Here is a 23,767-nt window from a genome sequence, read left to right as displayed (position 1 = left end):
ATTTCCCTTTACATTTTCCCATAAATGATAAATCTTCCAAAACTGGATGCTCCCCAGCTAATTCTCTCCAGCTATCTCCTCTCACTAAATATTTCCGCTCTATTTCTTTCGCCATTTTATTTACCAAATTATTTGCTTTTTTATATCACAAATAATCTAGCAATCTTAAATCTTTTCACAAAAATATGTGTGTAATTATTACAAATTAGAGTGAAGTTGTTGAAGTATTGATATTGACTAATTGATAATTAGCGATCGCTTCTACTATAGTACGATAATTTATATCCTGATGACGATTTGATGCTATCTGCACTGAGCAATTGCAACTAGCAGTAAATTCGTCATTTTTATCCCACTTATTTAAAGGTGCAGTGAATTGACAAGACTGTTAATACTCCATACCTATGTTCAATCACTAGCACTGAATTCAAACATTTGTTATATATAAGAACTCACCAAATTTTCTTGTTTAATTTGTTCTTTTGCTAAAGCCAATGCTAGATGAGCATTTTTAAACTTTGTTTCATCTGTAAATTTATGCTCAAAATTCTTTAAATAAGCTTCTAAATACCGAATACGTAAGTGTGGGTCGGCCGGATTCTGAAGAAAGGGGAGGTCAGCTTCAACCATGAACCGGATAGCCAACAAGGGGATAGGGCTACGAAGTGGACGGAATTTTGGGTTGTGTAGACCAGGACAGTCATTACGTTTATGAAATTCTCCGATCATCAGTCCTGACTCAACAAACAAAGGTTTAAGTTTTTGTTGGACACTATCTATTACTTTAGAAGCGTCTTCTATATGGATGTCAGGAAAAATAAGTAAAAAAGCTTTATTCATTGCTAATGTCTGCTCTTTAGCATCTATTTGCAGAAATATATCTCGATACCGTCCAACAATCTCTTCTAATTGTTCTGGATACAAATCTTTTGTATGAATAACTGCTAGACGAATACTATTTGATTTGAGAGAGTAAGGTACAAAGGGGCAAACTGCGCCGGGTCTACCTAAGTTAGGATGAGACCTTCCTAAAAAATTTTTCACCCACTCCATAATTTCAATTAAGGCAGAAAGGTCTTCATGTTGCTGGAGTTGTTCAATTTCACGAGTTGTATAGAGTTGCATAGGCTTGAGTGAAATGAAATAATTGTTTAATTCTGAATCCCAAATTAGTTTTACCTACAGATATATTGCAAAACTAATTATTTAAGTAAATAAAACAAGCCCTTTGTTGTTGATTTTTGGTTCATCTGTGGCTTGCAGAAGATAACAACGATCTCCCATTTGGTTTCGTGAACTTAAAATAAGTTACCTCAATACATACACAAACATATTTCGCATCAAATAACTTGTTTTCATTTGTTTTGAAATTAGTTTGTAATATGTTAGCTTCAGAAGTAATATTTGAATCTTGAAACACGTGTAGGGCGTGCTACGCTTTGTTAACACACCCTACAATTGCTTGACAGATTTTTTCAAAAACAATTTACGATTTCTATAGTATACGTATGTATCATCATTATTCGGCATCTGCTCCTAGTTTTTTACACTCTTAAGCTTCTGTTATTTTTATGAACACATTATAAATTTTATGTGTAAATAGTTATTTTTACTGTAAAAATTTGGTGTAGATTCAACAGCAAGTTTAGGGTTACTATCAAGGTAATATACTTGTAGTAAGTAAAAAGTTTACATAGAATTGGTATAAGGCTAATTATATAAGCTGTATATTAATCACAGCATATTTGGTTTAAAAATAAAAATCAAAGGGGAAGGCAGAATCAGCGGCGACTTCTACCGTTTATATCCCTATTCTTAAGTAAGCTACTCACAAAATTAAATATTTTAGGACTTACAGTACTATACCAATTAACCATAATATGCATTGAATCAAATTTATATTTTAGGTGCTGATTGCAACCCCGATTTTGCTGCATATTTACTGTTTTGGGTGTTAGACATGGCTCCAAAGCCCAAAATTAGTATAGTCAATATGTATGATACGTAAGTCCTATATTTGTTTAATTGGAAGTCTCTTATTTCTCAACAAATTCTTTCACCACTGCCATAGCATCAGGCGGAATCTGCGTAATTAGACGGAATGGAAATGCGGCAGTTGAAGCAAAATGAGCATAGTCTGGTGTCAGGAAGATAGCATAGTTTTTAGCTTCTGGAGTCATCTGGAAAGCAAAGGCCAAGGTTAGAGCTTTAACGTACTTGCGAACCTCTGCTGCTTGTTCACCGACAACTTCACCGCCACTAATCGGTGTATTTGGTTGTCCGATCTGATCTAATGTGGTGCTGGGGTCTTTGACACTGAGATGAGTACCCCCAATTATACCAACTAGCGATTTTGGAGATGGAATTTTTTCAAATCCGACAATCTGTTCAGTTAAAGCTGGGGTGGTTTTATCGGCGGAACCTGCTAACACGATGGTAGGAACTTGTATTTTAGTTAACCCAGTTTCGCCAAAAATCAGAGAAGTTGTCGGATTGAAAGCGATCGCTTGTTTGATTCTGGGATCTCGTAGTTGATAGCTATTTTCTGGTAGTTCTTGAGCGATGCACTGCATATTTTCTCCCAAACTCAAGATAGTCAGGTTCTTTTTACAGCGTTGTTTGAGACGTTCTAGTTGTAACTCGGCTCCAGCAAGCGCTAAAGCTGTACCACCACCAAAAGAATAGCCAACAACCATCGCGTTTGTAGTTGCAAGTTTCCCTTGCAGGGGATGATTAGCTGTTTGGTTGAGTTTTGCTAATTCGTCGAGGACAAAACTAATATCTTGAGGGCGATTTAAAAACTCTTGAGGCTTCATAACTCTGGTTTTGCCTTGTAATGCTAAATCAATATTTGCCGCATTACTACCGGGATGTTCTAAAGCTGCTACTACATAACCGTGGGATGCTAAATGTTCTGCTAAGTAACGCAAGTCCGTGCGGACTGACGCGAAACCGTGAGAAAAGACAATTACGGGTTTGTCGGGAGTTGCAGCAGTTGACCAGTAAATATCAACTGGAATTTTGCGGTCGCGCTTTTGATCGTTCAGATTTAAGTTGAGTATTTTTACTTGGGCGATTCCTGGTTGGCTGGGATCAAAAGGGAAAGCAATCTGCGGTGTTCTCGGATGTGCTGTTATGGGGTCGAGTTGGGGAGCGATCGCTAACATGAATTGCTGGGTACGCCAAAAAGCTGTATTTAAATTCCCTGCAACAGCGAAAGCCTTTGGCAAATCAATTTCTAAGCGTTTACTGGGATAAGCAGCAATAAAACTCAGTATAGAAAGACCTTGCGGTGCAGTAGAACCTAATACCAATCCTGCCCTCAGTGCTTGTACCCCAGCTTTGTCTTTTCGGGCTAAGGCTGTAGCGAAGTCACTGAGAATAGTTGTACCAATCTGCGTATTAATTAACCTATCAAGTGTGACAACATTCATAGGTATATTCATGCCCAGCGCCCCCAAGAAGAAGCGGCGTTGTTCTTCAGATAAAGACTGTAAACTCCCAGGCAATTCCCCTGTTTTTACAGCCTTTTGCAACTCAGTAACAGAGATGGATTCTGTAAATAAACCGAAACGCATAACAACTGTGTCAGCTGCAATGGCCGAAGTATTTGTCCCGAACTGTGTAAGTGCGATGGCGCTAAAAAAACCTGCAACTGTCTTAAGACTTCTCCAACTTTTTCCCATAAACTTTTATACCAATTGTTACTTACGGGAATATAACGGATATTTGTGTATTTGACTACCCCAATAATTGTCTAGAAATAAAAGTAAATTTTTTCTTAACTTGATGGCAATGTCTACGACGGTCACATAGCTCTGTCGTACCACTTGCCTACGGCACCACGAACTTAGAAGCAAGTTACGCGTCGCGCCTTGTAGAGAAGTACGGACTACGACTATGGTCTAATCTCCTCAAAGCATCTGCTAATGCAAACAAAGCCATATTACAAGCATACAAAAGTAACGAATTGTAGAATTCATCACAATTCAAAATTTGAGCATCAATCAGTGTTAACAGCCACAAAAGCTCGATTGTTTCTCAGCTAGGTTTAATACTGTAACGGAGCTACTAGAACAGGAGAACGCATCTACAATCTGCAATTTTATTTGACAGGGAAATTTAACCAACTGCTTAATGTTTTGTCTTTGCTCTTTAAAACGTTTTGCAGAGGTGTTGCAGGTGAATAGTCTGATTGCTGTAGCTGCAAGATCGTTACTCATCAAATTCTACCAGCCGCATCAACAATTTTTCTTGGCTTTATGCGTCGCAGACTCCCATATATTTTAATTTTTCTGCTCTCTCTGAGTATTATTACACTGTGGTGGCCTGTGAATGATTCTGATTGCAATTTCGAGGCTTTTATCGCATCAAAAACTACAAAATTTCAAGTACATGCTACTAAGGTTATTGTTCAGCCGTGGCGTGGTCGTCACCATGTATATGGAATATTTATGATTCCTGATGAATACAAACAAGCTCCATTTTTTGTGTTAACAGTCCAAGGTGCTGGTAGTTACTGTTCAAAACAATTTGGTCATAAACAAAACTTTGATGATATCTTTGCTGAGCCAGGAACTTATCTGGTAAAGAAGCCGATTAGAACTCGAAAAACTCTGCGGCTCATTCTTCAAGGTTTATATTCTCAGGTGAATGATAAAAATAATTGGACGTTGACTTTCCCTGAACCAAAAGCTAGTCAAAATAATTCTTGAAGAAGAATTCAGAAGTCAGAATTCAGAAGTCAGAATAAATCAGTCGGGGATTCAAACCCGCGACTGATAGCGTAGCGTTAGCGAGTCGTACAAAATTCATTCTGAATTCTGACTCCTGACTCCTGAATTCTGTTTGATAATTTATCAATTAGCTTAGTGGTTGAGTTTCCAAAACCTGGTCTTTTTCTAATAAGGTACTAGTCGCATTAACTACAATTTGTGCTGCTCCAGTGAAGAACGATCGCTCGATAGTCGCTGGTACATCGCTAGGTTCATGATAGTGCGGAGTACGTAAATTTGCGGTATCTGTCACTAGCACAGCACCCACACCTTGATACCAAAACGGTGCATGGTCGCTGCGTAGGGTATCTGGTGTCAGTAAACCTTTAAAAGGAATTGGTAGTGTTAGAACTGCTGGCATTGATTCTTCTTTATTCAGGGCGGTTGAGGGGATGTTTTGTGAGTTTTGAAAGGCATTCAACAAAGACAAATGTTCTGTATCACCAACTACCACTAAAAAATCGCCCTTGTCACTAGGTGGCGTAACAGGCAATCCAGCAGGGTATTTCTGGCATCCAGAAGTGTAACAAGCGTAACCTACCATATCCATAACGATCGCTCCGCCTAAATTTTGCAGGCGTGCTGTCTTACTCACAAAAGCCTGACTACCCAAAAGTCCTGCTTCCTCTTGGTCAAAAAAAGCTAGCTGTAACGTCCGTGGCGTAGGACGAGAACCGAGTAACCGGGCGACTTCCAGCACTACAGCTACACCACTAGCATTATCATCAGCACCAGGGGAAGAGGCAACAGTGTCGTAATGCGCTGCTACAAGAATTGCTTTCGCGGCTTTATTAGTTCCTGGACGTTCGGCAAAAATATTCACACCGTCAGAGAACTTTTCTAATTTAGGTTTCCAGCCGGCTTTTTTCAGTTCAGCTGTAATATAAATGCGAGTAAGCGATCGCTCTTTTGGGGTGTAGCGCTGAAAATTCAACTTTTGGATATGGTTTAACAGCTTCTCAGTAGACACTTGCGGGGTAATGTCAACTTCCCTTGACTTTGGCTGTGATTCGAGTGTTTTCACTGGAATCCGCTCAACAATTGTCGGTGAGGGACGCTGTTCAAAAAACGTGCTACCTCTGCTACCCAACACGGCAACCGTCATCAGCACCAACAGCATCAGCCAAATCCATTTTCTCATCTGATTTATCCTTGGCTTCCTGACTTAGGGTAGCGCAAATCAACCTTGGTGAGGACAAGAGGGTTATGTCAGAAGTATTCAGGCAACAGGTGTTAGTGTTTGCCTTGTTTAAGACAGATCAATTCATGAGTTAAACTTCTCTACCTTCTGATGTAATTCCTCTAGTTCAGAGTAATCAGGGTTATGCGAAGCGCCTGAAACGACCAAATATCATAATCCACATCATGGTTGATTTATAGATTGGTAAGTAGTTTTAGTTCTTTAGTGATATCTACTGCTTTGCGAGTGATAAGTCTGGTAACTTTTAGAACGTCTAGCAAACCTCCGCTAACACTTACGACATCTAATAATTCAGATTCGGGAATTATTTTTCTTACCAGCTTCACTCTTGATAAAGATTAGTTACTTATCTTCAATATTTTGATTAAATAATATTGCTTTTACGCCGATCGCACTCCCTTAATCCTTACTTTATATCGCTAAAAATACTGCTGTATCTACTTTATAACCTTTCACTCTTTTGTTAAAAAAGATGTTGGATTTACGGTAAATATTAAAAATATTGAGTGCGATCGCTGTTTAATTACCACAAAAAAATAAGTATACCGAAAGGAGTATTTCAAAAAAATAAGTAAGATTGTAATATCAAGCAATAAACATTCTATCAGATCATCAATTTTCCTTGACAGTTAATCCTGCCCTTACTAAATTCGTGATATATAGGCGTTAGAGGCAATCACAGGTACACTCAATTCGTACCTCATTTTTAATAGCTGGAGAATGTTTAGATATCGCTAGTCATTTGGTTTTTTCAAGGAGGAAAGTTTTATGAATTTTTTGAAAAAATACTCCAATTTAACTATCCGTGTAATATGTTTAGAAATTTTATTTATTGCACCTGCTTTAGCTGATGAATGTTCATCAAATCAGCGAGCGCCTTTGCCAGGATGTGTTTCAGCAGAATATATTAGTGGTGGAACTGTTATAACTAATAACTGTCCTTATACAGTTACTATAAAAGTTGATATAGCTAACAGTTCCGATAAACGGGTAGACGTTGGTCCCAACGGAGGAAGAACTGTAGTTGGTGTTGGCGGTAGGTTTCAGTTGTTTTGCTGTCCCAGATATAATAAATGTGCTTAACAATACCTTCACCGAAAAAGAGTACGAAGAGATAGAGTTATCGGCAACTTTTGGTGATGATGAAAGGTTACGCGCTTTAATGCAGAAGGCAAAAGGTTTTAAAGATTTTGTCTGTCGTTATGGAACTAGTGACAAAGGTTCAAATCTAATCCTAAGCGCATCACACGCAATCAATCGACCATTGCCTCCACATCCGTAAATAACACCTCGTAGAACCTCGCGTAGCACGAGGTTTATTTTTGGGATTGGCAGAGGCCAAAAAATAACATTTTTTGGAGAAGTCATTTGACCTGTATTGTAGAGACGGCGATTCATCGCATCTCTTGCTTGCGTTAACTTAACATTTGTCTCTTAACAAGAGCATGGCCAGATTGCACATCAAACCAGTGAATATCTTCAGGGGGCAATGCTAATGTAATATCCTCATTACTCCAATTTTGGTCTGTTGGCAACAAAGCACGTACCGTAATTGCTCCAGTTTGTGAACCCTCAACCCTGACACTAACCAAATAGTGCATACCCAAATTTTCTACTAAAAACACTCGCCCTTGAATAGTCTGGGTATCACCTGGTTGAGCAATGCGGACATTTTCTGGGCGGATTCCCAGAACAATCTGCGGTGGTACAGTTGGTATATTTGGGAGAAGTATTTGGAAATTACCCAAGATTGCGTATTGTCCCTTACAAGGTAAAGTCAACAAATTCATTTGCGGACTACCAACAAATCCAGCCACAAATAGATTAGCGGGATGGTTATAGATGCGGTCAGGCGGGTCGAGTTGCTGGACATAGCCATCGTTGAGCAATGCAACTTTCGTAGAGAGCGTCATCGCTTCAGTTTGGTCGTGGGTAACGTAGACAACTGGCACTTTTTGGGCGGCAAAAATTTGCTTGATATCGGCTCGGACTCTTTCCCGCAATAGTGCATCCAGGTTACTTAAAGGTTCATCCAGCAGGTAGACATCGGCATTACGCACCAAAGCACGACCGACAGCAACCCGTTGCCGTTGACCTCCAGACATCTGACCAGGCTTACGGTTCATTAACTCTGCTAATCCTAAAACTTCTGCCACTTCTGCCACTCGCTGTTTAATTTCTGTCGGTGGTACTTTTTTCAGCTTCAGTCCAGAAGCGAGGTTTTCGTACACCGTCATGTGGGGATAGAGTGCATAACTTTGAAACACCATTGCAATATTGCGATCGGCTGCTCGTTTATAGGTGACATCTACATCCCCAATCTGGATCTGACCGCGAGTCGGTTCTTCAAGACCCGCAATCATGCGTAGGACAGTGGATTTGCCACAGCCAGAAGGTCCAAGTAAAGTGAGAAACTCATGGTTATCTACAGTTAAGCTAACGTCTTTAACAGGGACGACTTTAGGACTGTAGGTTTTATTCAAGTTTTTAAGTTCGAGTTTAGCCATTTTTCATTTTTCATTTGTCATTTTTCATTTGTCATTCGTCATTTGTCGCTTGTACTGAGCGAAGCCGTTAACGTGGTCACTGAGCTTAGTCGAAGTGCAGCCTCTCGTAGAGAAGTATTGGTCAGAAATTATTATTCTCCTCTCTGCTTCCCCTGCTCCTCGGTCACTGAGCGTAGCCGAAGTGCTGCTCCCCCTATCCCTTGACAGCACCAGCGGTAAGACCTTGGACAATCCGGCGCTGGAAAAACAAAACTAGTAAAATCAGGGGTAATGTCCCGATGACAGTTGCAGCAGCGATCGGGCCATAGGGAATTTCATATATTGTCGCACCACCCAACTGAGCCGCAGCAACGGGAATTGTCTTCAACTCTTCACGAGTCATAAACGTGAGAGCAAAAATAAACTCGTTCCAAGCAAAAATAAAAGTGAGGATTCCAGTAGTAACTAAGGCGGGAAGGGTCATGGGTAGCACGATTTGCCACAGTAGTTGAAAAGTGTTGTAGCCATCGACCCTAGCAGAATCTTCCAAGTCTTTTGGTAATTGTTCAAAAAAGCTTTTAAGTACTAAAATTGTTAGCGGCAAATTGATCGCAGTATAGGGTATAATCAGCGCCAGATAATTATTGCCCAATTTCAGCGCTTGGATAATTTCTAATAGTCCTAAGAACAAGAGAATTCCAGGAAATAAGGTAACAATTAAAATGCTGGCGAGGATAACTTTTTCACCCCAAGGGCGTAACCGTGCGAGAGCATAAGCCGCAGGTGCGCCGATCGCTAAAGCTACAGCGGTAGAAGTAATCGACACAAAAGCGCTGTTGAAGATGTAGCGCCAAAATGGCCGACGGGTGAATAACTCAATGTAGTGATTGAAAGTGAATCGTGTGGGGAAATAGACAGTAGGAACGGCGGCAATATCCTCATTCACTTTAAACGAGGTCAGCAATTGCCATAGGGCTGGTGCTAGGCTAAATAGCACTATTAATACAACTATGATAAACAGCAAGATTTTTTTCAGAGAAAACTTGGTTCCCCCTGTTCGTTTTGGAGTCGTTGAAACTGTTTGGGGAGTTACACTCATAAGCTAAATGGCTCCTGATGTTTTGGCACGGTATTTGTTAAGTAAGAAACTAGCGATCGCCACCGCCGCAATTAATATTAAGAATGTCACTACTACCAGGGCTGCTCCATAACCAAAATCTAAGTAGCGCATCACCGTAGAGTAAATGTACAATGACACCACTTCCGTAGCGCCACCAGGGCCGCCCCCGGTCATCACAGCAACCAAGTCAAAAATTCCGAAAGCTTGAGCAAACCGAAATAGCACTGCAATTAATATCTGCGGCAGCAGCAATGGCAGGGTAATATTACGGAAACTTTGCCAAGCAGTTGCCCCATCAACCGAGTAAGCTTCATAGAGGTCTTGTGATATCGACTGCAACCCAGCTAGCAATAGGATACTGATAAACGGTGTAGTTTTCCAAACATCAGCAAAAACCAGTGCGATCATCGCCAGCGTTGGCTCTCCTAACCAATTAATTCCAGTCTTAATCAGCCCTAAGCGCAGCAGAATATCGTTCACAACCCCAAACTGGTCGTTAAAAATCCAAGACCACGCCAGACCAATTAGAGAAGTAGGCAAAGCCCAAGGGATAATGGCAGTTGTACGCACTATGCCTCGCCCAACAAACGCCTGATTGAGAACAAGGGCAATCCCCAGTCCTAGCAGTAATTCTGAGATGACCGATGCTGTTGTGAATACGGTTGTCGCCCACAAACTCTGCCAAAAACGACCATCCCCCGCCATCCGCACATAATTCTCTAAACCAGAGAATACAGGTTGTAACTCTGTTCCCAAATTTCTAGTAAATACGCTTAACCAAAATGCTCGTAAAATCGGGTAGGCAAATACAAACAACAACAGCAGCAATGCGGGTGTTAATAAAATCCAGGCTGTCTGTTGTTCTCGATTTCTAAGTGTATGTAAATTTGTCATTTGTCATTTGTCATTAGTTATTCTCCCCCTGCTCCCTGCCCCCCTGCCTCCTGCCCCCTGCCGCCAGCAGTCGGCGTGTTTCCGCAGCAGCAGCTTGCATTGCTCGTTCAGGATTCATTCGACCGGATAATGCGGCGCTGAGATAACGCTGTAAAATATCTGATGTCTGAGCATATTGCGCGATCGGTGGACGTAAAACTGCATTGTCCACGACCTGCAATAACTGCGGATAGTGGGGGTATTTAGCAACAATCCCTGGATCTGTAAACAGTTCCCGGCGACTGGGCACATAACCTGCACTGAAAATGAATCGGCGCTGTGCTTCCCGACTAGTAAAATACTTAATTGCTTTCCAAGCTTCTTCAGGATGTTGAGAAGATTTCGCAATCCCTAAACCCCAGCCACCTAGACAAGCCGCTCCCGTCTTACCAGGAGCATGAACCATCGGTTTAATAGCTATTTTGCCCCGAATTGGCGAATTTTCTGCCTGTGCTAAAGGCCACGCATAGGGCCAACTACGTAAAAACGCTACTTGACCACTTTGAAACAAGCGCCGGGTGTCTTCTTCTTGGTAAGTTGTGACTCCAGGCGGAGAAACGCCTTCGCTGATGGTACTACGTAGAAACTCAATGGCTTTTAATGTTTCTGGTCGATCTAGTCCAACTTCAAGGGTGTCGGGTTTAACCCAGAAGCCACCAAAGCCATCGAGGATTTCTGCAAACATCGCCACAAGTCCTTCATATTGGCGACCTTGCCAAACATAGCCCCAATTCACCTGCTTTTTCTTCTGCAAAACTTGGGAAATTCGGATCAAATCATCAAAGGTTTCTGGTGGTTTCAATCCTGCTTGTTTAATTAAATCTTCCCGGTAATAGAGCATTCCCACATCGGAACGCACTGGAATGCGGTACAGCTGGTTTTGATAACGTCCCCCTTCTACATCCTGGGGTGAAAATGCTGCCAACTCCTCTTTAGAAATGCGATCGCCTAAAGGTAGCAACCATCCAGCAGCAGCAAACTTGGATGTCCAAATGACATCCATATTGATCAGGTCGTAAGGAGATTCACCCAAGATAAAAGATGAGGTATACAAGTCTTCGAGCAAATTTGTGGCATTGGGCCCTTCAACTAGGTTAATACGAATACCAGGGTTCTCAGCTTCAAAGTCTTTAATCAAACCCTGCCTCCAAGGTTGGGCATCAGGGGCAGTCATTAACAAATTGAGGGTAACTGGTTGCTGCGAGAGCGCTACCCAACTGAACAATATCATGCTCAAGAGAGTTGCCAAGAAAACCCCTATATGCAGATAACTTTGTTTTTGAATGAATTTTTGCAAATTGTTTATTGGCTTTCGGTACAACATTATCAATGTAGCGATCGCTAGTTGTAATTCTTAGGAAATAAAAACATAAAACATCTCAAAAAAGATTATTTCGTATTATTTTTTTACGGTTTATTATAAGTAAAATTAATTTATCGAACAGAATTCTTCTTTAATAGAGAAAACATCAAGTTTGACGCTTTGTCTTTTGACAGCGATCGCAATTTCACCTACAGTTCCGCACTAGAGGAGTCCTGAATACTGAGCAAAAAAGAAAAGAATTTCTTAATTACTTCTTCAAAATCTTTATTCTTACACTCAGGACTTATGACTCAGAACTCGGAACTTTTTTTATGGTAGATTTGTTGCTGATCGCAATCCTGGGGTTCCTGGGGAGTTTTGGACACTGCTTTGGGATGTGTGGCCCGCTAACAGTGGCATTTTCTCTGTCTCATCAGCCGAAAAGCCCACAAACAGCCTCTTTGGGACGGACATCAACCTTAGAAAAGCCCGATACATGGCAACAGCAATTAAAATTCCATATCCTGCTAAACCTGGGGCGGATGTTGAGCTATGCTCTAGTCGGTGCTGGCATTGGGGCGCTAGGTTCGGTATTGCTGCAAGGTGGACAGCTAGCGGGTGTTGGCAGCGACTTCCGGCGCTGGATGGCAATTCTGACTGGTGTGATGTTGATTTGGTTTGGCTTAGGACAAGTAAAACCCGATTTACTACCGCGCATTCCCGTGTTACATCCCCTATTGCAAGGTAGTTTACACGATCGCCTCAGCAGCGGAATGGTAAAACTTTCTTTAAAAACCAAATGGTGGACACCAATGCTTTTGGGGATGACTTGGGGTTTAATGCCCTGTGGTTTCCTGTATGCTGCCCAAATTAAAGCCGCTGAAAGTGGCAATTTATGGATGAGTACAGCTACTATGCTGGCTTTTGGCTTGGGAACCTTACCCACGATGCTAGGTGTAGGCGTTTCCACATCTTTGGTAAGTAAAGACAGGCGTAGTCAGTTGTTTCGATTAGGCGGTTGGGTAACACTCACCATTGGCGTTATCACCTTGCTGCGGACTGGTGACACAATGGTAGATTACACCGGACACGCCGCCTTAATCTGCTTAATTTTGGCGTTAATTGCGCGTCCGATTAGTGGCTTGTGGGCTTCACCACTGCGTTATCGGCGCGGCTTGGGTGTGGGATCTTTTGTGCTTTCTGTGGTTCACACCATCCACATGATAGAACACTCATTGCAATGGAATTTTGCCGCCTTTTCGTTTTTGCCACCAGAATTTCAGTGGGGGATGGCTGCGGGTGCTGTAGCATTGGTATTAATGTCCCCCGCCGCTTTTACAAGTTGGGAATCGTTGCAAAAATCTTTGGGCAAGCGTTGGCGACAGATTCATCTATTGGGTGTGCCAGCCTTGCTCTTGAGTGCCATTCATGCTGTGTTGATTGGTTCCCATTACCTGGGTTCCTTGCAATCAACTTGGGGAAATAAATTAGCGGCAGTACTGATGGTAATTGTTACTCTCAGTGTCTTGCTAGTGCGTAGGGCGAAGCCCTTGCCGTAGGCATCGCGCTTTTTCTGGTCAAAGTTAGCCGTAGAAAAGTTTTATGTTCCCCCAACCAAATCGCGGTAAATCATCCTTATTTTCTGGCTCCGTTTCAACGAGTCAAAAACAGAGGCGTTATCCACTCAAAGGCCTTTTCTGGAAAAATCAAAGAACAATAAAGTATTTATTATTCCTGAGTTGCTTAGTTATATCAATAACTAATCTTTACCCTGCTTTTGCTCATAAGGTGGAAGTAAGCTCAGATGTTGGCGGTACTCTCCACATTGAACCAAATGATAATCCCCGTGCTGGAGAACCAAGCCAAGCTTGGTTTGCACTTACCCGCAGAGGTGGAAAGGTAATTCCTCTGTCACAGTGTAATTGTCAGTTAGCTGTTTATGCCGAACCTTATGCAGCCGGAGAGCCACCGCTGTTAGAACCACAGTTAAAACCTGTGGCTGCCGAACGCTATCAAGGCATTCCAGGTGCAGAAGTTGTCTTTCCCAAACCAGGCCTTTATGAATTGCAACTAAATGGAAAACCTGTTTCTGGGGCAAGATTCAAACCCTTTGAGTTCAAATTTGAAGTGACTGTGGCAGGAGGCGGGTCTACACAAAATACACGAAACCTGCGAAATGTCAATGGTGATCTAGTAGAGGGTCAATCTCAACAATTACCAACTTGGGCGATCGCACTTCCAATTGTGGGATTTATCGGCATCTTAGTTGTCGTACTGCGAAGCATGAGAGGGGGTAGCGAGTGAGTGTTCTCACATAAAACCTTGTCGTTATAGCGTTTCCTAAATAAGACGTGAGTTCGATAAACCTCCCCCTGCCTTGAACTTTAGTTCAAGTCTGTCCCTCTCTGAGTCGGAGAGGGATGGTTTTGCGTAGTAAAACCTCTTAAAGGTTTCAATATTTACCATAATTAGGCGGTTACTACATAAGCCGTCGAACTTTTTTAATTTACTGTCAACTAGCTTGGCTAATACGCCGTTGTAACTCGATTTCAAATTCCTCATCAGTGCGAGTGATGACTTTTGGTCGTTGGTCTAACCTGTCCATTAAAATATGGAATGCTTCGGTGTCCTGTGGATGATATCTAACCCAATCTCTTAATTCATTATCTGACATAGCTTGATAATCAGGTTTAGTCATGGAAATGTCACCTCACCATTTGGATATATCTCTATTTGTATTGTGTCTCCAATTAAAACGTATATGCGCTTTGTTCTTTCGTCCAGTCGCACCACGTTGATAGGCTGAAACATATTACTTGCTCTCACACATCTACTGTAAAACGCTCTCAACTGTTCTGTTGTTGGTTCCATCTAGACTCCACTCTCAATAAAGCTATCAAGTAAGTCGCTAAGGCATTGAGCCGAGATGCACAACTTTCACGTCGCGCATCTCGGCTCAATGCCATCAAGTCGAATGATGTCGCTTCTGATGCCACTGCCACGCGTCAGCGACAATATCTTTGATGGATGGATACTGAGGTTGCCAGCCTAAGATGGTTCTGGCTTTCTCGCTGGTGCCAATGAGAACTGGGGGATCGCCAGGACGGCGATCGCGTTCTTCTACTGGTATCGAAGTTCCTGTCACCTCTTCGACTGCGGCAATGACTTCTCTGACGGAGAAACCGCTGCCATTGCTCAAATTAAAAACTTCACTATCGCCACCTTTTAATAAATATTCCAATCCCAAAATATGGGCATCTGCTAAGTCGTTAACGTGAATATAATCTCGAATACACGTACCATCGGGCGTGGGGTAATCAGTGCCGAAAATTGAGATGGATTCTCGTTTCCCTAAAGCTGTCATTAACACCAAAGGAATCAAATGGGTTTCTGGGTTGTGATCCTCACCCAGTAAGCCATCGGGATTAGCACCAGCGGCATTGAAGTAGCGAAAACGCACTGATTGCAAACCGTAAGCGACATCAAAATCAGAGAGAATCCTTTCTACCATTAGCTTTGTAGCGCCATAGGGATTAATCGGATTTTGGGGATGGTTTTCTGGAATGGGCACGAATTCCGGCACACCATAGGTAGCACAGGTAGAAGAAAAGACAAATTTCTTTACAGATGCCGTCAGCATCGCTTCTAACAGGGTCAAAGTACCAAGGACGTTGTTGCGGTAATATTTGGCCGGATCGCTCACCGATTCTCCTACGTAGGCATAAGCCGAAAAATGCATCACCGCAGCAATATCGTGGGTTTTAAATACATGATCCAGCAAAGCGCGATCGCTTGTGTCCCCAATTATTAGTTCTACCTGTAAAACCTTTTCTACTAGATCGCGATGTCCATAGACCAGATTATCAAGTATGACAACCCCATAACCCGCTTTTTTCAAAGCAAGCACTGTATGGGAACCAATATATCCAGCTCCCCCTGTTACCAGAATAGTAGGCTTTCCAGGCGACATAATTTTTCCTTTTGAGTAGATTACTTAATTAATTTAGTTTACCGGTACGCGATTACTCTTCTGGAAAATTATAAATAATAGACGCAGTGTCAAAAAATTGCACTAAAATCACTACGACGGTAGTCATTGGGTGTGAGGTTTGAGAAATTTTAAGTCAAACAGTGCGATTACAATTTGACAATAAAATAAATCCATTTCCCGAAACCTCTAGGTTGAGCCTTACGGGTGACGCTTCTAACGTCGCTATCAGTAAGAAGTCGCCAGTTGTTTCATGCATGGTTTCCCTGTATGGCAGTCTTTTCTGGGGGCAACCCCGATCAAAACGGACTGCCTCTCCTGACGGAGACGCTACGCGAACACCACCACACTGGCTCACCGCACCAGCAAATTTGAGAGTTAGTCTATGTTTCTATTGTTAAGCCGGGTACTGCTGTGGCTGCTGATTGGCACTATCGTTTATTCTCTGTTCCAGCGATTTTATCCCTCTGGAACCTTTGTCGGGCGATTAATCTTAGTCGTTATCTTGGTAATCGTAGCCCTATCATTTCTTAACCCCAATGAACCTGCTGTGGCGTCGTTGTGGAGGATGCTATCTTTTCCACTCAAGCCTCTAGGAGCCTCTGTTTTACTGATGATTCTTGCCGCTCAGAAAATCAAAGGAGGTGGAATAGAGAAACCAGGAGGATACTTGATCGGTTGGGCACTAACGATTTTGCTGTTGGCAAGTACACCAGCAGTCGCCTATTTCCTTTATAGAGCGCCACTGGCAATGACGGGTGAAACATCTGTCGCAACTGCTACACCAACATCTGGGACACTGGTGGCATTAGGGCAACCTACCACAGCGAACATCTCAGATGTAAGGGGGGATAGCATTCTTTCTTATAATTTGAGAGTGCCTCCCTATTTATTACAAGGAAATCCTCAAGATATTCGCACACGCGGTTTACGACTTGAAGACTTTGTACCAAATTCGGAAACGTTGCAATTGACAACAAGAACTTGGGAAAGTTATCTCGTTGAAATTTACAGGTTCTTGCGTGTTCAGCGGTAATCAGGCAAGAGAACTTTACTGAGTTCGTAGTAAGCGCTTGAGCTATCAATCAAAGGACTAAAGTCCTTACTACGAACTTATTTCTTCATTAAAGTTGCTGTGGTGGACTACTAGTACCAAACGGCAATAACTATCCAGTTAAAAGAGGTAAAAAAGCTGAATTTATCACAAGCGATATTTCCTCTTCATAGCTGCCTTCTTGGACTAGCAGTTAATCTAGATGATAAAGTTGCACAATTGCTTTAATGGCAAAATCTCGACGAATCGCTAAACTCAGTGCTTACTTACGACCCCATTGGCGGGAAGCCTCCTTGGGTATTCTCGCTTTGTTGTCTGTCAATGCACTGGGTGTTTATATCCCTTGGTTGATTCGTGCTGGTGTTGACAAACTCTCGACAACCTTCAGCTGGAACCAAATACTACATTACGTAGTAGTGATTGTCTTGCTCAGTTCGGCGATGTGGCTAATGCGGATGGCATCACGCATTTGGCTATTTGGGGTGGGGCGTCAGGTGGAATTTGACCTGAAACAACGGATTTTTGAACACTTACTGAAGCTGGAGCCTGGTTATTTTGCCAGTAATACTGCTGGCGATTTGATTAGTCGGGCTACCAGTGATGTGGACAATATCAAGCGGTTATTAGGTTTTGCGGTCTTGAGTTTGGCAAATACAATGTTTGCCTACGCCCTGACACTGCCAGTAATGCTGGCAATTAGTGTGGATCTCACCCTAGCCGCCCTAGCAGTGTATCCTTTTATGCTCTTGTTGGTGAGTTTATTTAGCGATCGCTTACGCAAACAACAAGCAGCAGTCCAAGAGCAGCTCTCTGATATCAGCGAACTCATCCAGGAAGATATTAGTGGCATTGCCTTAATTAAAATCTATGCTCAAGAAGCAAACGAGCGTCGAGCTTTTGCCAAGAAAAATCAGCAGCTATTGACTGCTAACCTAGAATTGGCAAAAATCCGCAATACACTGTTTCCGCTAATTGGTGGGCTAGCTAATATCAGTTCGCTGGTAATCATCTGGCTGGGAGCGGCACGGATGTCTGCTGGGACACTTCAGGTTGGCGATTTTTTAGCATTGTTAATTTATGTAGAGCGTCTAGTTTTCCCCACTGCCCTTTTAGGATTCACAATTACTGCCTACCAACGCGGTGAAGTTAGTATCGATAGGCTTGAAGCTATTCTCTCTGTCACACCAAAAATTAAAGATGCAGCCGATGCCATACATCTGCCTGTGGCTGAACTCAAAGGGGAACTGACAGCGAAAAATCTCACCTACAATTACCCTGGTTCCACTACCCCAGCTTTAGCAAATATTAACTTTACTATTGCTGCTGGAGAAACTGTAGCGATTGTTGGGGCAATTGGTTCGGGAAAATCTACTTTGGCCAATGCTTTACCGCGCTTGTTGGATATTGAATCAGGACAATTGTTTTTAGATGGGGTAGATATTACTAAGATCGCTTTGACAGATTTACGAGGTGCGATCGCCTACGTTCCTCAAGATAGCTTTCTATTTAGCACTACAATCAAAAATAATATTCGCTACGGCGATCCAGTTAGCGAACAACAACAGGTAGAATCTGTCGCTAAACTTGCCCAAATTGAATCAGAAATTCAGAATTTTCCCCAGCAATATGAAACTATTGTTGGCGAACGCGGTATTAATCTTTCTGGCGGTCAACGCCAACGTACTGCTTTAGCTCGTGCAATGTTGGTCAATGCTCCAGTGTTAATTTTGGATGACGCTCTCTCTAGTGTAGATAATCAAACCGCTACGAAAATCCTCAAAAATCTCTCCAGTGGTACTGAACGTAAAACAGTAATTTTTATTACGCACCAATTATCAGCGGCGGCGGCGGCTGACCGAATTTTTGTCATGGAAAAGGGAAAAATTGTGCAAATCGGAAATCACTTGGAGCTTTTGCAACAACAGGGTTTATACAGAACTTTGTGGAGCCAACATCAAGTTGAGGAATTACTGCGGTGAAGGAAGCAGGTGGTCACTGAGCGTAGTCGAAGTGAGGCAGGGGGCAGAAGGAAGGAATTATGATTGAGTTAGGGACTGGGGATTGGCAAGATTTGAATGGGGATTCAGACCCCAACCAATTCTTAAAAAATTTCTTCCCCAGTACCCAGTAACCAGTCCCAGAGTGCCCATTACTCACCTTCAAGCTTGGCTAATTGGGGAATCCCGCGACCCGTTGAAGAAAAATTCCGAAATTCCGACTTTACTGAAGGATTGTAAATAGGTCTAGCAAAATAATTGCATTTGTCATAACTTTATAGTTATAGAACTATTGATTCGATCGCCTCATCACTCATGGTTAACACCCTACCCAAGCCAGAAACTAAAACCCCCAGTAAAGAAACTGTACTCACCCCCCGGTTTTACACTACAGATTTTGAAACCGCAGCCAACCTGGATTTGTCTGCCCAGGAAACAGAGTTACAGGCGATGTTGACAGAAATGCGGACAGACTACAACCGCCACCATTTTGTTCGCGATGAAGCGTTTGAGCAGTCTTGGGAACACATTGACGGTGAAGCAAGACAGGCGTTTATTGAGTATTTGGAACGCTCTTGCATTTCTGAGTTTTCCGGCTTCTTGCTATTCAAGGAATTATCCCGCAAGCTAAAAAATCGTAGCCCAGTGCTAGCGGAAATCTTTCAAATGATGGCGCGTGATGAAGCCCGCCATGCTGGATTTCTCAACAAAGCCATGGCCGATTTTAAACTCTCCCTTGATTTAGGCACTGTTACCAAAACCCGCACTTATACATTTTTCCCAATTGAATGGGTACTTTACACCGTCTACCTCTCAGAAAAAATCGGCTACTGGCGTTACATTATTATTTTCAGGCATCTAGAAAAGCACCCAGAAAACCAGTTTTACCCGATATTCCGCTACTTTGAGAGCTGGTGTCAGGACGAAAACCGCCACGGAGATATATTCAAAGCATTATTGCGTTCTCAACCGCAACTCTGGAACACCTGGAAATCTAGGCTGTGGAGTCGCTTTTTCTTGCTATCAGTATTTGCTACTCACACCCTGACAGTTCATGAACGTTCCGGCTTCTACAAATCATTGGGACTTGATGCCACAGAATTTGATATCCAAGTTGTGCGCAACACCAATGAAACCGCAGGACGGGCTTTTCCTGTAATGTTGAATACTGAACATCCCAAGTTTTTCCCACGTCTGCAACGCTGTGCAGGTTACAACTTGAAAATTGCAGAGATTGAAGGCAGTTATAACCCGAAATTAGTGAAGCTAATTCGCAAACTACCTTTGATTGCAGCAATTGTTTGGAATCTGCTGTTAATTTACCTCATCAAACCAATTGATACTGAAGCCCTGCGGGGAACGGTTCGTTAGCTATTTATTAGACATCTACTGGTGAAATTAATTATGTGTTATTCAGAACGCATAATTAATTTCACCAGATGTTAATTCTTGAATATTCGAGTAGCTGAATAATGACAAAACTAGACTAAACTCTATACATGAGTATGTCAATAAAATAGTTAAATTTTTGTATATATATAATCGTGGAATGCAATAGATAAGAGGTTCACTAATTAATCTATAAAATGTAGGAATTGAGAGATGAGCGAAATTAAAAAACAAGCCGCTTTGCCTTTACCTACATGGAAGCGACCCAACACAGAAAGATCAAATTTTACGAATCCATCGCTTGTCTCATTGTCTCATCCAATATTCCCACATTGGCCAGTCCAACACGCGGTTTTGGTTTACCAACAAATAATAATACTCCACTAGATACAGTCATTGAAGTAGTAAGCGACCTTCAAAAAGCCAAGAAGAACAAGAATTACAAACCGAGTTGTTGTTACAACGCGTTAGCGATCGCAGCTTACGGGGCTACAAAAAGTGGCGTTGCTGAATTAAGGGATGATTCTTGTGGGGTGGGCATCCTGCATTGGTGTCAACAGCGAATTTATCCACAAGGTGCTTGATTCTTCTGGCTGTCTGTGATAGTTTTCTTTTTACAAGTCACAAAGTACTGTAAGTTTATCAAGATACCGATATTTTGAATTTCGTTAACCTAGTTGCAAAGATTTGAAGTATTGAGCGATCGCAGATGGTATGAGGGATAGTACTGATTTCTGGTTCAAACTAGATCGGCTTGTAGCACTTAGTAATCTCAAGATAGATCGCCCAAAAGGGGCATCACATCCACGTTATCCATCTTTCGTTTATCCCCTGGACTATGGATATTTACAAGACACTCGCTCTGGAGATGGATCTGATATTGATGTCTGGATAGGTAGCTTGTCTAGTCAAAGAGTAACTGCCGTTATTTGTAGTGTTGATCTGGAAAAACGAGATACAGAAATCAAGATACTTCTAGGTTGTACATCTGAGGAAAGCCGAGTCATCTTGGATATCCACAATACAGGCTCTCAATCAGCAATATTATTGGTTCGCAATTAAATTACTTAGATTTTTGAGGGGAAGTTTGTATGAGTTTAGAACTAAAACTATCAGGTAAAACTGCGATCATTACAGGAGGGAGTGCGGGAATTGGATTAGCTACTGCCAAAGCACTTTATAGTGAGGGTGTGAATGTTGCGATCGCAGCTCGTAATCAAGAACGCTTAGATCGGGCTGTAGCTGACATCCAGTCTCTACCCACGCCAGGCGCCAAAGTTATTGCCATCAGCGCTGATTTAACTAAAGCTGAGGATGTTGAGAAAGTTGTCTCCACAACATTGGCCCAATTTAATCAGATTGATATTTTGATTAACAATGCCGGATCAGCCCGTGCTGGGGCTTTCCTAGAATCCACAGATGATTTATTTTTGGATGCTTGGAACTTAAAATTATTGGGCTATATCCGCCTAGTGAGAGCCGTCGTTCCCCATCAAAAAAGTCGCGGTGATGGGCGGATTGTCAATATAGTCGGTGGTGCAGGACGGACACCTCGTCCTAACTTCCTAGCTGGTGGTACAAGCAATGCTGCTTTGCTGAACTTCACAAAGGGCATTTCTAAAGAGCTAGCCGAGTACAAGATTCGCATTAACGCTATCTCCCCTGGTGCTACAGCTACTGAGCGTGCCGAGACTTTAGCGCGGCAAAATGCCCAAGCGCAAGGCATCACCGTCGAGGAAGTGAAAGCACAAAATATCCAAAGTATTCCTTTAAAAAGAATCGCCCAGCCAGAAGAAATTGCCGCGCTGGCGCTATTTTTGGTGTCCGATCTTGCTGCATCGATTACAGGAACAGAGATTATCGTTGATGGCGGATCTACCCCTGGTGTTTAGCAGATGAAAGGAATTAGAAATCAGCAGATTTTTCCTTCAATCCAAAATTGAATAACTGCTGACGACCTAAGTAAAAACATTAGCCCTTTCAAGGTGACTTGCAAAATCTCTTTTTTCTCTCTGCGCTCTCCGCGTCTCTGCGGTTAAAAAATCTTTTCTTTAACCACAGAGGCACAGAGAACAAAGAGTTAAGAGGTTAAAGAGGAGTTTCTTGTAGGCGAATTTTCACCCAACTTGAAAAGGCTAGTCCCAAACATAAATTTATTGGAGATAAAAACATGGGTTCTCAATACTTTGATATCAAACCAGTTGCAGGACGTATCGGCGCTGAAATCATCGGTGTTAATCTGAGTTCTAACCTCAGCGATGACATCATCAGCGATATTCGCAAGACTTTAGTCAAATACAAAGTTATCTTTTTCCGTGGTCAGCAACAGCTTGATGCTGATGGACAGGTTGCCTTCGCTCGTCGTTTTGGTGAAGTCACTACAGCCCACCCTACCGTACCATCGCTGCCAGAAAATCCAGAAGTCTTGGATTTGAATTATGGGCGCACCACTTCCCGCGCCAATAGCTGGCATACAGATGTAACATTTGTAGACCGTCCTCCTCTCGGCTCTATCTTACGAGCGCTTGACATTCCCCCAACTGGTGGCGATACAATCTGGGCAAACTCCGTGACTGCATACCAAGATTTACCTACTCATTTGCGTAATCTGGCAGACGAACTTTGGGCAGTACATAGCAATGCCTTCGATTATGCAACTGGATTCGACCTACCTGAAGATGCCAAAGCTTACCGGGCTGTCTTCACCTCGACTGTATACGAGACTCTGCACCCAGTTGTACGCGTCCATCCCGAATCTGGGGAGCGGGGGCTATTCATCGGCGGATTTGTGCGCCAGTTCCGTGGCTTATCAACAACTGAATCAGATGATATTCTGCGGCTGTTGCAAGCATACATCACACGTCCTGAGAACACAGTGCGGTGGCGTTGGCAAGTTGGTGACGTAGCCTTTTGGGATAATCGGGCTACTCAACATTATGCGATCGCAGATTACGGCGATCAACCCCGCCACGTTCAACGAGTCACAATTGTCGGCGATCTCCCCGTTGGCATCGATGGTAAACAAAGTGAAGCGATCAAAGGAGATGCTTCTGAGTACAACCGACGTGAGGCGGTGACTGCGTAATAGAGACTCGCGTAAAAAGTAGTAGTCCCAAAAGTTTTGAGAGGTTAGTGGTGTTCAGATCCCCGACTTCTTCGAGAAGTCGGGGATCTGAACACCACAAAATTAATGCCATAGACCAGTAGTACTTTGTCAAGCTAGTTTTGAGGATTTGTTGTAAGGACTTTAGTGCTTAGAAAATAAGGGCTAAAGTCCTTACGATGAACTTGCTTACCCATCAATTTAAGCTTGACAGACTAATAAATATCACTGAAATATCTTTCAGGTATTTCAGTGATATTTATTGACCAGTTTTTTTCAAAGCCTCTGCACTTGGACTAGAATTGATGGATTCCCTGTAGAGACGGCGATTTATCGCGTCTTTTGAAGCGACGGCTTTGATTTCCTCAAACTTCATCTGGTTTGTTATTCCAGTGGTTTTAACAATACAATCAAGTCG

Annotated in this window: 20 protein-coding genes and 1 pseudogene; 11 read left to right on the top strand and 10 right to left on the bottom strand. The window is 42.5% G+C overall.

What is annotated here, in order from left to right; translation table 11 throughout:
- Positions 1-438: 438 nt before the first annotated feature.
- Positions 439-1,125: a DUF6875 domain-containing protein gene (locus RMX69_RS26095; RefSeq protein ID WP_289796151.1), complete on the bottom strand. Its 687-nt coding sequence runs from the start codon at positions 1,123-1,125 to the stop codon at positions 439-441.
- Between the two features lie 911 nt (positions 1,126-2,036).
- The gene (locus RMX69_RS26090) at positions 2,037-3,686 is read right to left on the bottom strand and encodes an alpha/beta hydrolase (protein ID WP_322639166.1); all 1,650 of its coding nucleotides are present in this window, start codon (positions 3,684-3,686) and stop codon (positions 2,037-2,039) included.
- A gap of 576 nt (positions 3,687-4,262) precedes the next feature.
- Here RMX69_RS26090 and RMX69_RS26085 point away from each other — a divergent pair.
- On the top strand, positions 4,263-4,715 hold the full coding sequence (locus RMX69_RS26085; protein WP_322639165.1) for a hypothetical protein: 453 nt from the start codon (positions 4,263-4,265) through the stop codon (positions 4,713-4,715).
- 148 nt (positions 4,716-4,863) lie between these two features.
- On the opposite strand, the gene RMX69_RS26080 is transcribed toward RMX69_RS26085, so the two are convergent.
- A complete protein-coding gene (locus RMX69_RS26080; protein WP_322639164.1) occupies positions 4,864-5,916 on the bottom strand; it encodes a M28 family peptidase in 1,053 nt (350 codons plus the stop codon).
- 828 nt (positions 5,917-6,744) lie between these two features.
- On the opposite strand from RMX69_RS26080, the gene RMX69_RS26075 reads away from it, so the two are divergent.
- The gene (locus RMX69_RS26075; protein ID WP_289796156.1) at positions 6,745-7,059 is read left to right on the top strand and encodes a hypothetical protein; all 315 of its coding nucleotides are present in this window, start codon (positions 6,745-6,747) and stop codon (positions 7,057-7,059) included.
- Positions 7,060-7,391: 332 nt separating this feature from the next.
- On the opposite strand, the gene RMX69_RS26070 is transcribed toward RMX69_RS26075, so the two are convergent.
- The 4 genes from RMX69_RS26070 to RMX69_RS26055 form a co-directional block, all read right to left on the bottom strand.
- The gene (locus RMX69_RS26070) at positions 7,392-8,483 is read right to left on the bottom strand and encodes an ABC transporter ATP-binding protein (protein ID WP_289796157.1); all 1,092 of its coding nucleotides are present in this window, start codon (positions 8,481-8,483) and stop codon (positions 7,392-7,394) included.
- Positions 8,484-8,676: 193 nt separating this feature from the next.
- Positions 8,677-9,561 (bottom strand): carbohydrate ABC transporter permease, encoded by an 885-nt coding sequence (locus tag RMX69_RS26065; RefSeq protein WP_322639163.1) that lies wholly within the window; start codon positions 9,559-9,561, stop codon positions 8,677-8,679.
- 3 nt (positions 9,562-9,564) lie between these two features.
- A complete protein-coding gene (locus tag RMX69_RS26060; RefSeq protein WP_289796159.1) occupies positions 9,565-10,476 on the bottom strand; it encodes a carbohydrate ABC transporter permease in 912 nt (303 codons plus the stop codon).
- A gap of 13 nt (positions 10,477-10,489) precedes the next feature.
- Positions 10,490-11,746 (bottom strand): ABC transporter substrate-binding protein, encoded by a 1,257-nt coding sequence (locus RMX69_RS26055; RefSeq protein ID WP_416211628.1) that lies wholly within the window; start codon positions 11,744-11,746, stop codon positions 10,490-10,492.
- 404 nt (positions 11,747-12,150) lie between these two features.
- Here RMX69_RS26055 and RMX69_RS26050 point away from each other — a divergent pair.
- Both RMX69_RS26050 and RMX69_RS26045 read left to right on the top strand, forming a co-directional pair.
- A pseudogene (locus tag RMX69_RS26050) lies at positions 12,151-13,446 on the top strand (sulfite exporter TauE/SafE family protein).
- The gene (locus RMX69_RS26045) at positions 13,421-14,122 is read left to right on the top strand and encodes a hypothetical protein (protein WP_409877949.1); all 702 of its coding nucleotides are present in this window, start codon (positions 13,421-13,423) and stop codon (positions 14,120-14,122) included. Before RMX69_RS26050 ends, RMX69_RS26045 begins: the two are co-directional and overlap by 26 nt.
- A 208-nt stretch (positions 14,123-14,330) precedes the next feature.
- Here RMX69_RS26045 and RMX69_RS26040 read toward each other — a convergent pair whose 3' ends face one another.
- The 3 genes from RMX69_RS26040 to galE all read right to left on the bottom strand — a co-directional run bounded on the left by RMX69_RS26040 (position 14,331) and on the right by galE (position 15,788).
- On the bottom strand, positions 14,331-14,516 hold the full coding sequence (locus tag RMX69_RS26040; RefSeq protein ID WP_289796166.1) for a DUF6887 family protein: 186 nt from the start codon (positions 14,514-14,516) through the stop codon (positions 14,331-14,333).
- Positions 14,513-14,689 carry a DUF6888 family protein gene (locus tag RMX69_RS29525; RefSeq protein WP_373690607.1) on the bottom strand — a complete coding sequence of 59 codons (177 nt, stop codon included), beginning with the start codon at positions 14,687-14,689 and terminating at the stop codon, positions 14,513-14,515. Before RMX69_RS29525 ends, RMX69_RS26040 begins: the two co-directional genes overlap by 4 nt.
- A gap of 94 nt (positions 14,690-14,783) precedes the next feature.
- On the bottom strand, positions 14,784-15,788 hold the full coding sequence (gene galE, locus RMX69_RS26035; RefSeq protein WP_289796167.1) for a UDP-glucose 4-epimerase GalE: 1,005 nt from the start codon (positions 15,786-15,788) through the stop codon (positions 14,784-14,786).
- Positions 15,789-16,191: 403 nt separating this feature from the next.
- On the opposite strand from galE, the gene RMX69_RS26030 reads away from it, so the two are divergent.
- The 7 genes from RMX69_RS26030 to RMX69_RS26000 all read left to right on the top strand — a co-directional run bounded on the left by RMX69_RS26030 (position 16,192) and on the right by RMX69_RS26000 (position 23,331).
- Entirely contained in the window at positions 16,192-16,842 is a 651-nt protein-coding gene (locus tag RMX69_RS26030) for a hypothetical protein (RefSeq protein ID WP_289796168.1), read from the top strand.
- Positions 16,843-17,087: 245 nt separating this feature from the next.
- Positions 17,088-18,839 (top strand): ABC transporter ATP-binding protein, encoded by a 1,752-nt coding sequence (locus tag RMX69_RS26025; RefSeq protein ID WP_322639160.1) that lies wholly within the window; start codon positions 17,088-17,090, stop codon positions 18,837-18,839.
- A gap of 333 nt (positions 18,840-19,172) precedes the next feature.
- A complete protein-coding gene (acsF, locus tag RMX69_RS26020) occupies positions 19,173-20,228 on the top strand; it encodes a magnesium-protoporphyrin IX monomethyl ester (oxidative) cyclase (RefSeq protein WP_322639159.1) in 1,056 nt (351 codons plus the stop codon).
- A 272-nt stretch (positions 20,229-20,500) separates the two neighbouring features.
- A complete protein-coding gene (locus tag RMX69_RS26015) occupies positions 20,501-20,830 on the top strand; it encodes a hypothetical protein (protein WP_289796172.1) in 330 nt (109 codons plus the stop codon).
- Positions 20,831-20,960: 130 nt separating this feature from the next.
- Positions 20,961-21,308, top strand: coding sequence for a hypothetical protein (locus RMX69_RS26010; RefSeq protein WP_289796173.1), 348 nt, complete (start codon positions 20,961-20,963; stop codon positions 21,306-21,308).
- Positions 21,309-21,337: 29 nt separating this feature from the next.
- Positions 21,338-22,138: an SDR family oxidoreductase gene (locus RMX69_RS26005; RefSeq protein WP_322639158.1), complete on the top strand. Its 801-nt coding sequence runs from the start codon at positions 21,338-21,340 to the stop codon at positions 22,136-22,138.
- 278 nt (positions 22,139-22,416) lie between these two features.
- Positions 22,417-23,331, top strand: a complete 915-nt coding sequence (locus RMX69_RS26000) for a TauD/TfdA dioxygenase family protein (protein WP_289796175.1) — start codon at positions 22,417-22,419, stop codon at positions 23,329-23,331.
- Positions 23,332-23,767: the final 436 nt, after the last annotated feature.

Origin of the sequence: Nostoc sp. EspVER01 (assembly GCF_034530635.1) — a bacterium.
Lineage (GTDB): Bacteria > Cyanobacteriota > Cyanobacteriia > Cyanobacteriales > Nostocaceae > Nostoc.
This window is presented reverse-complemented; position numbering and strand designations above follow the sequence as displayed.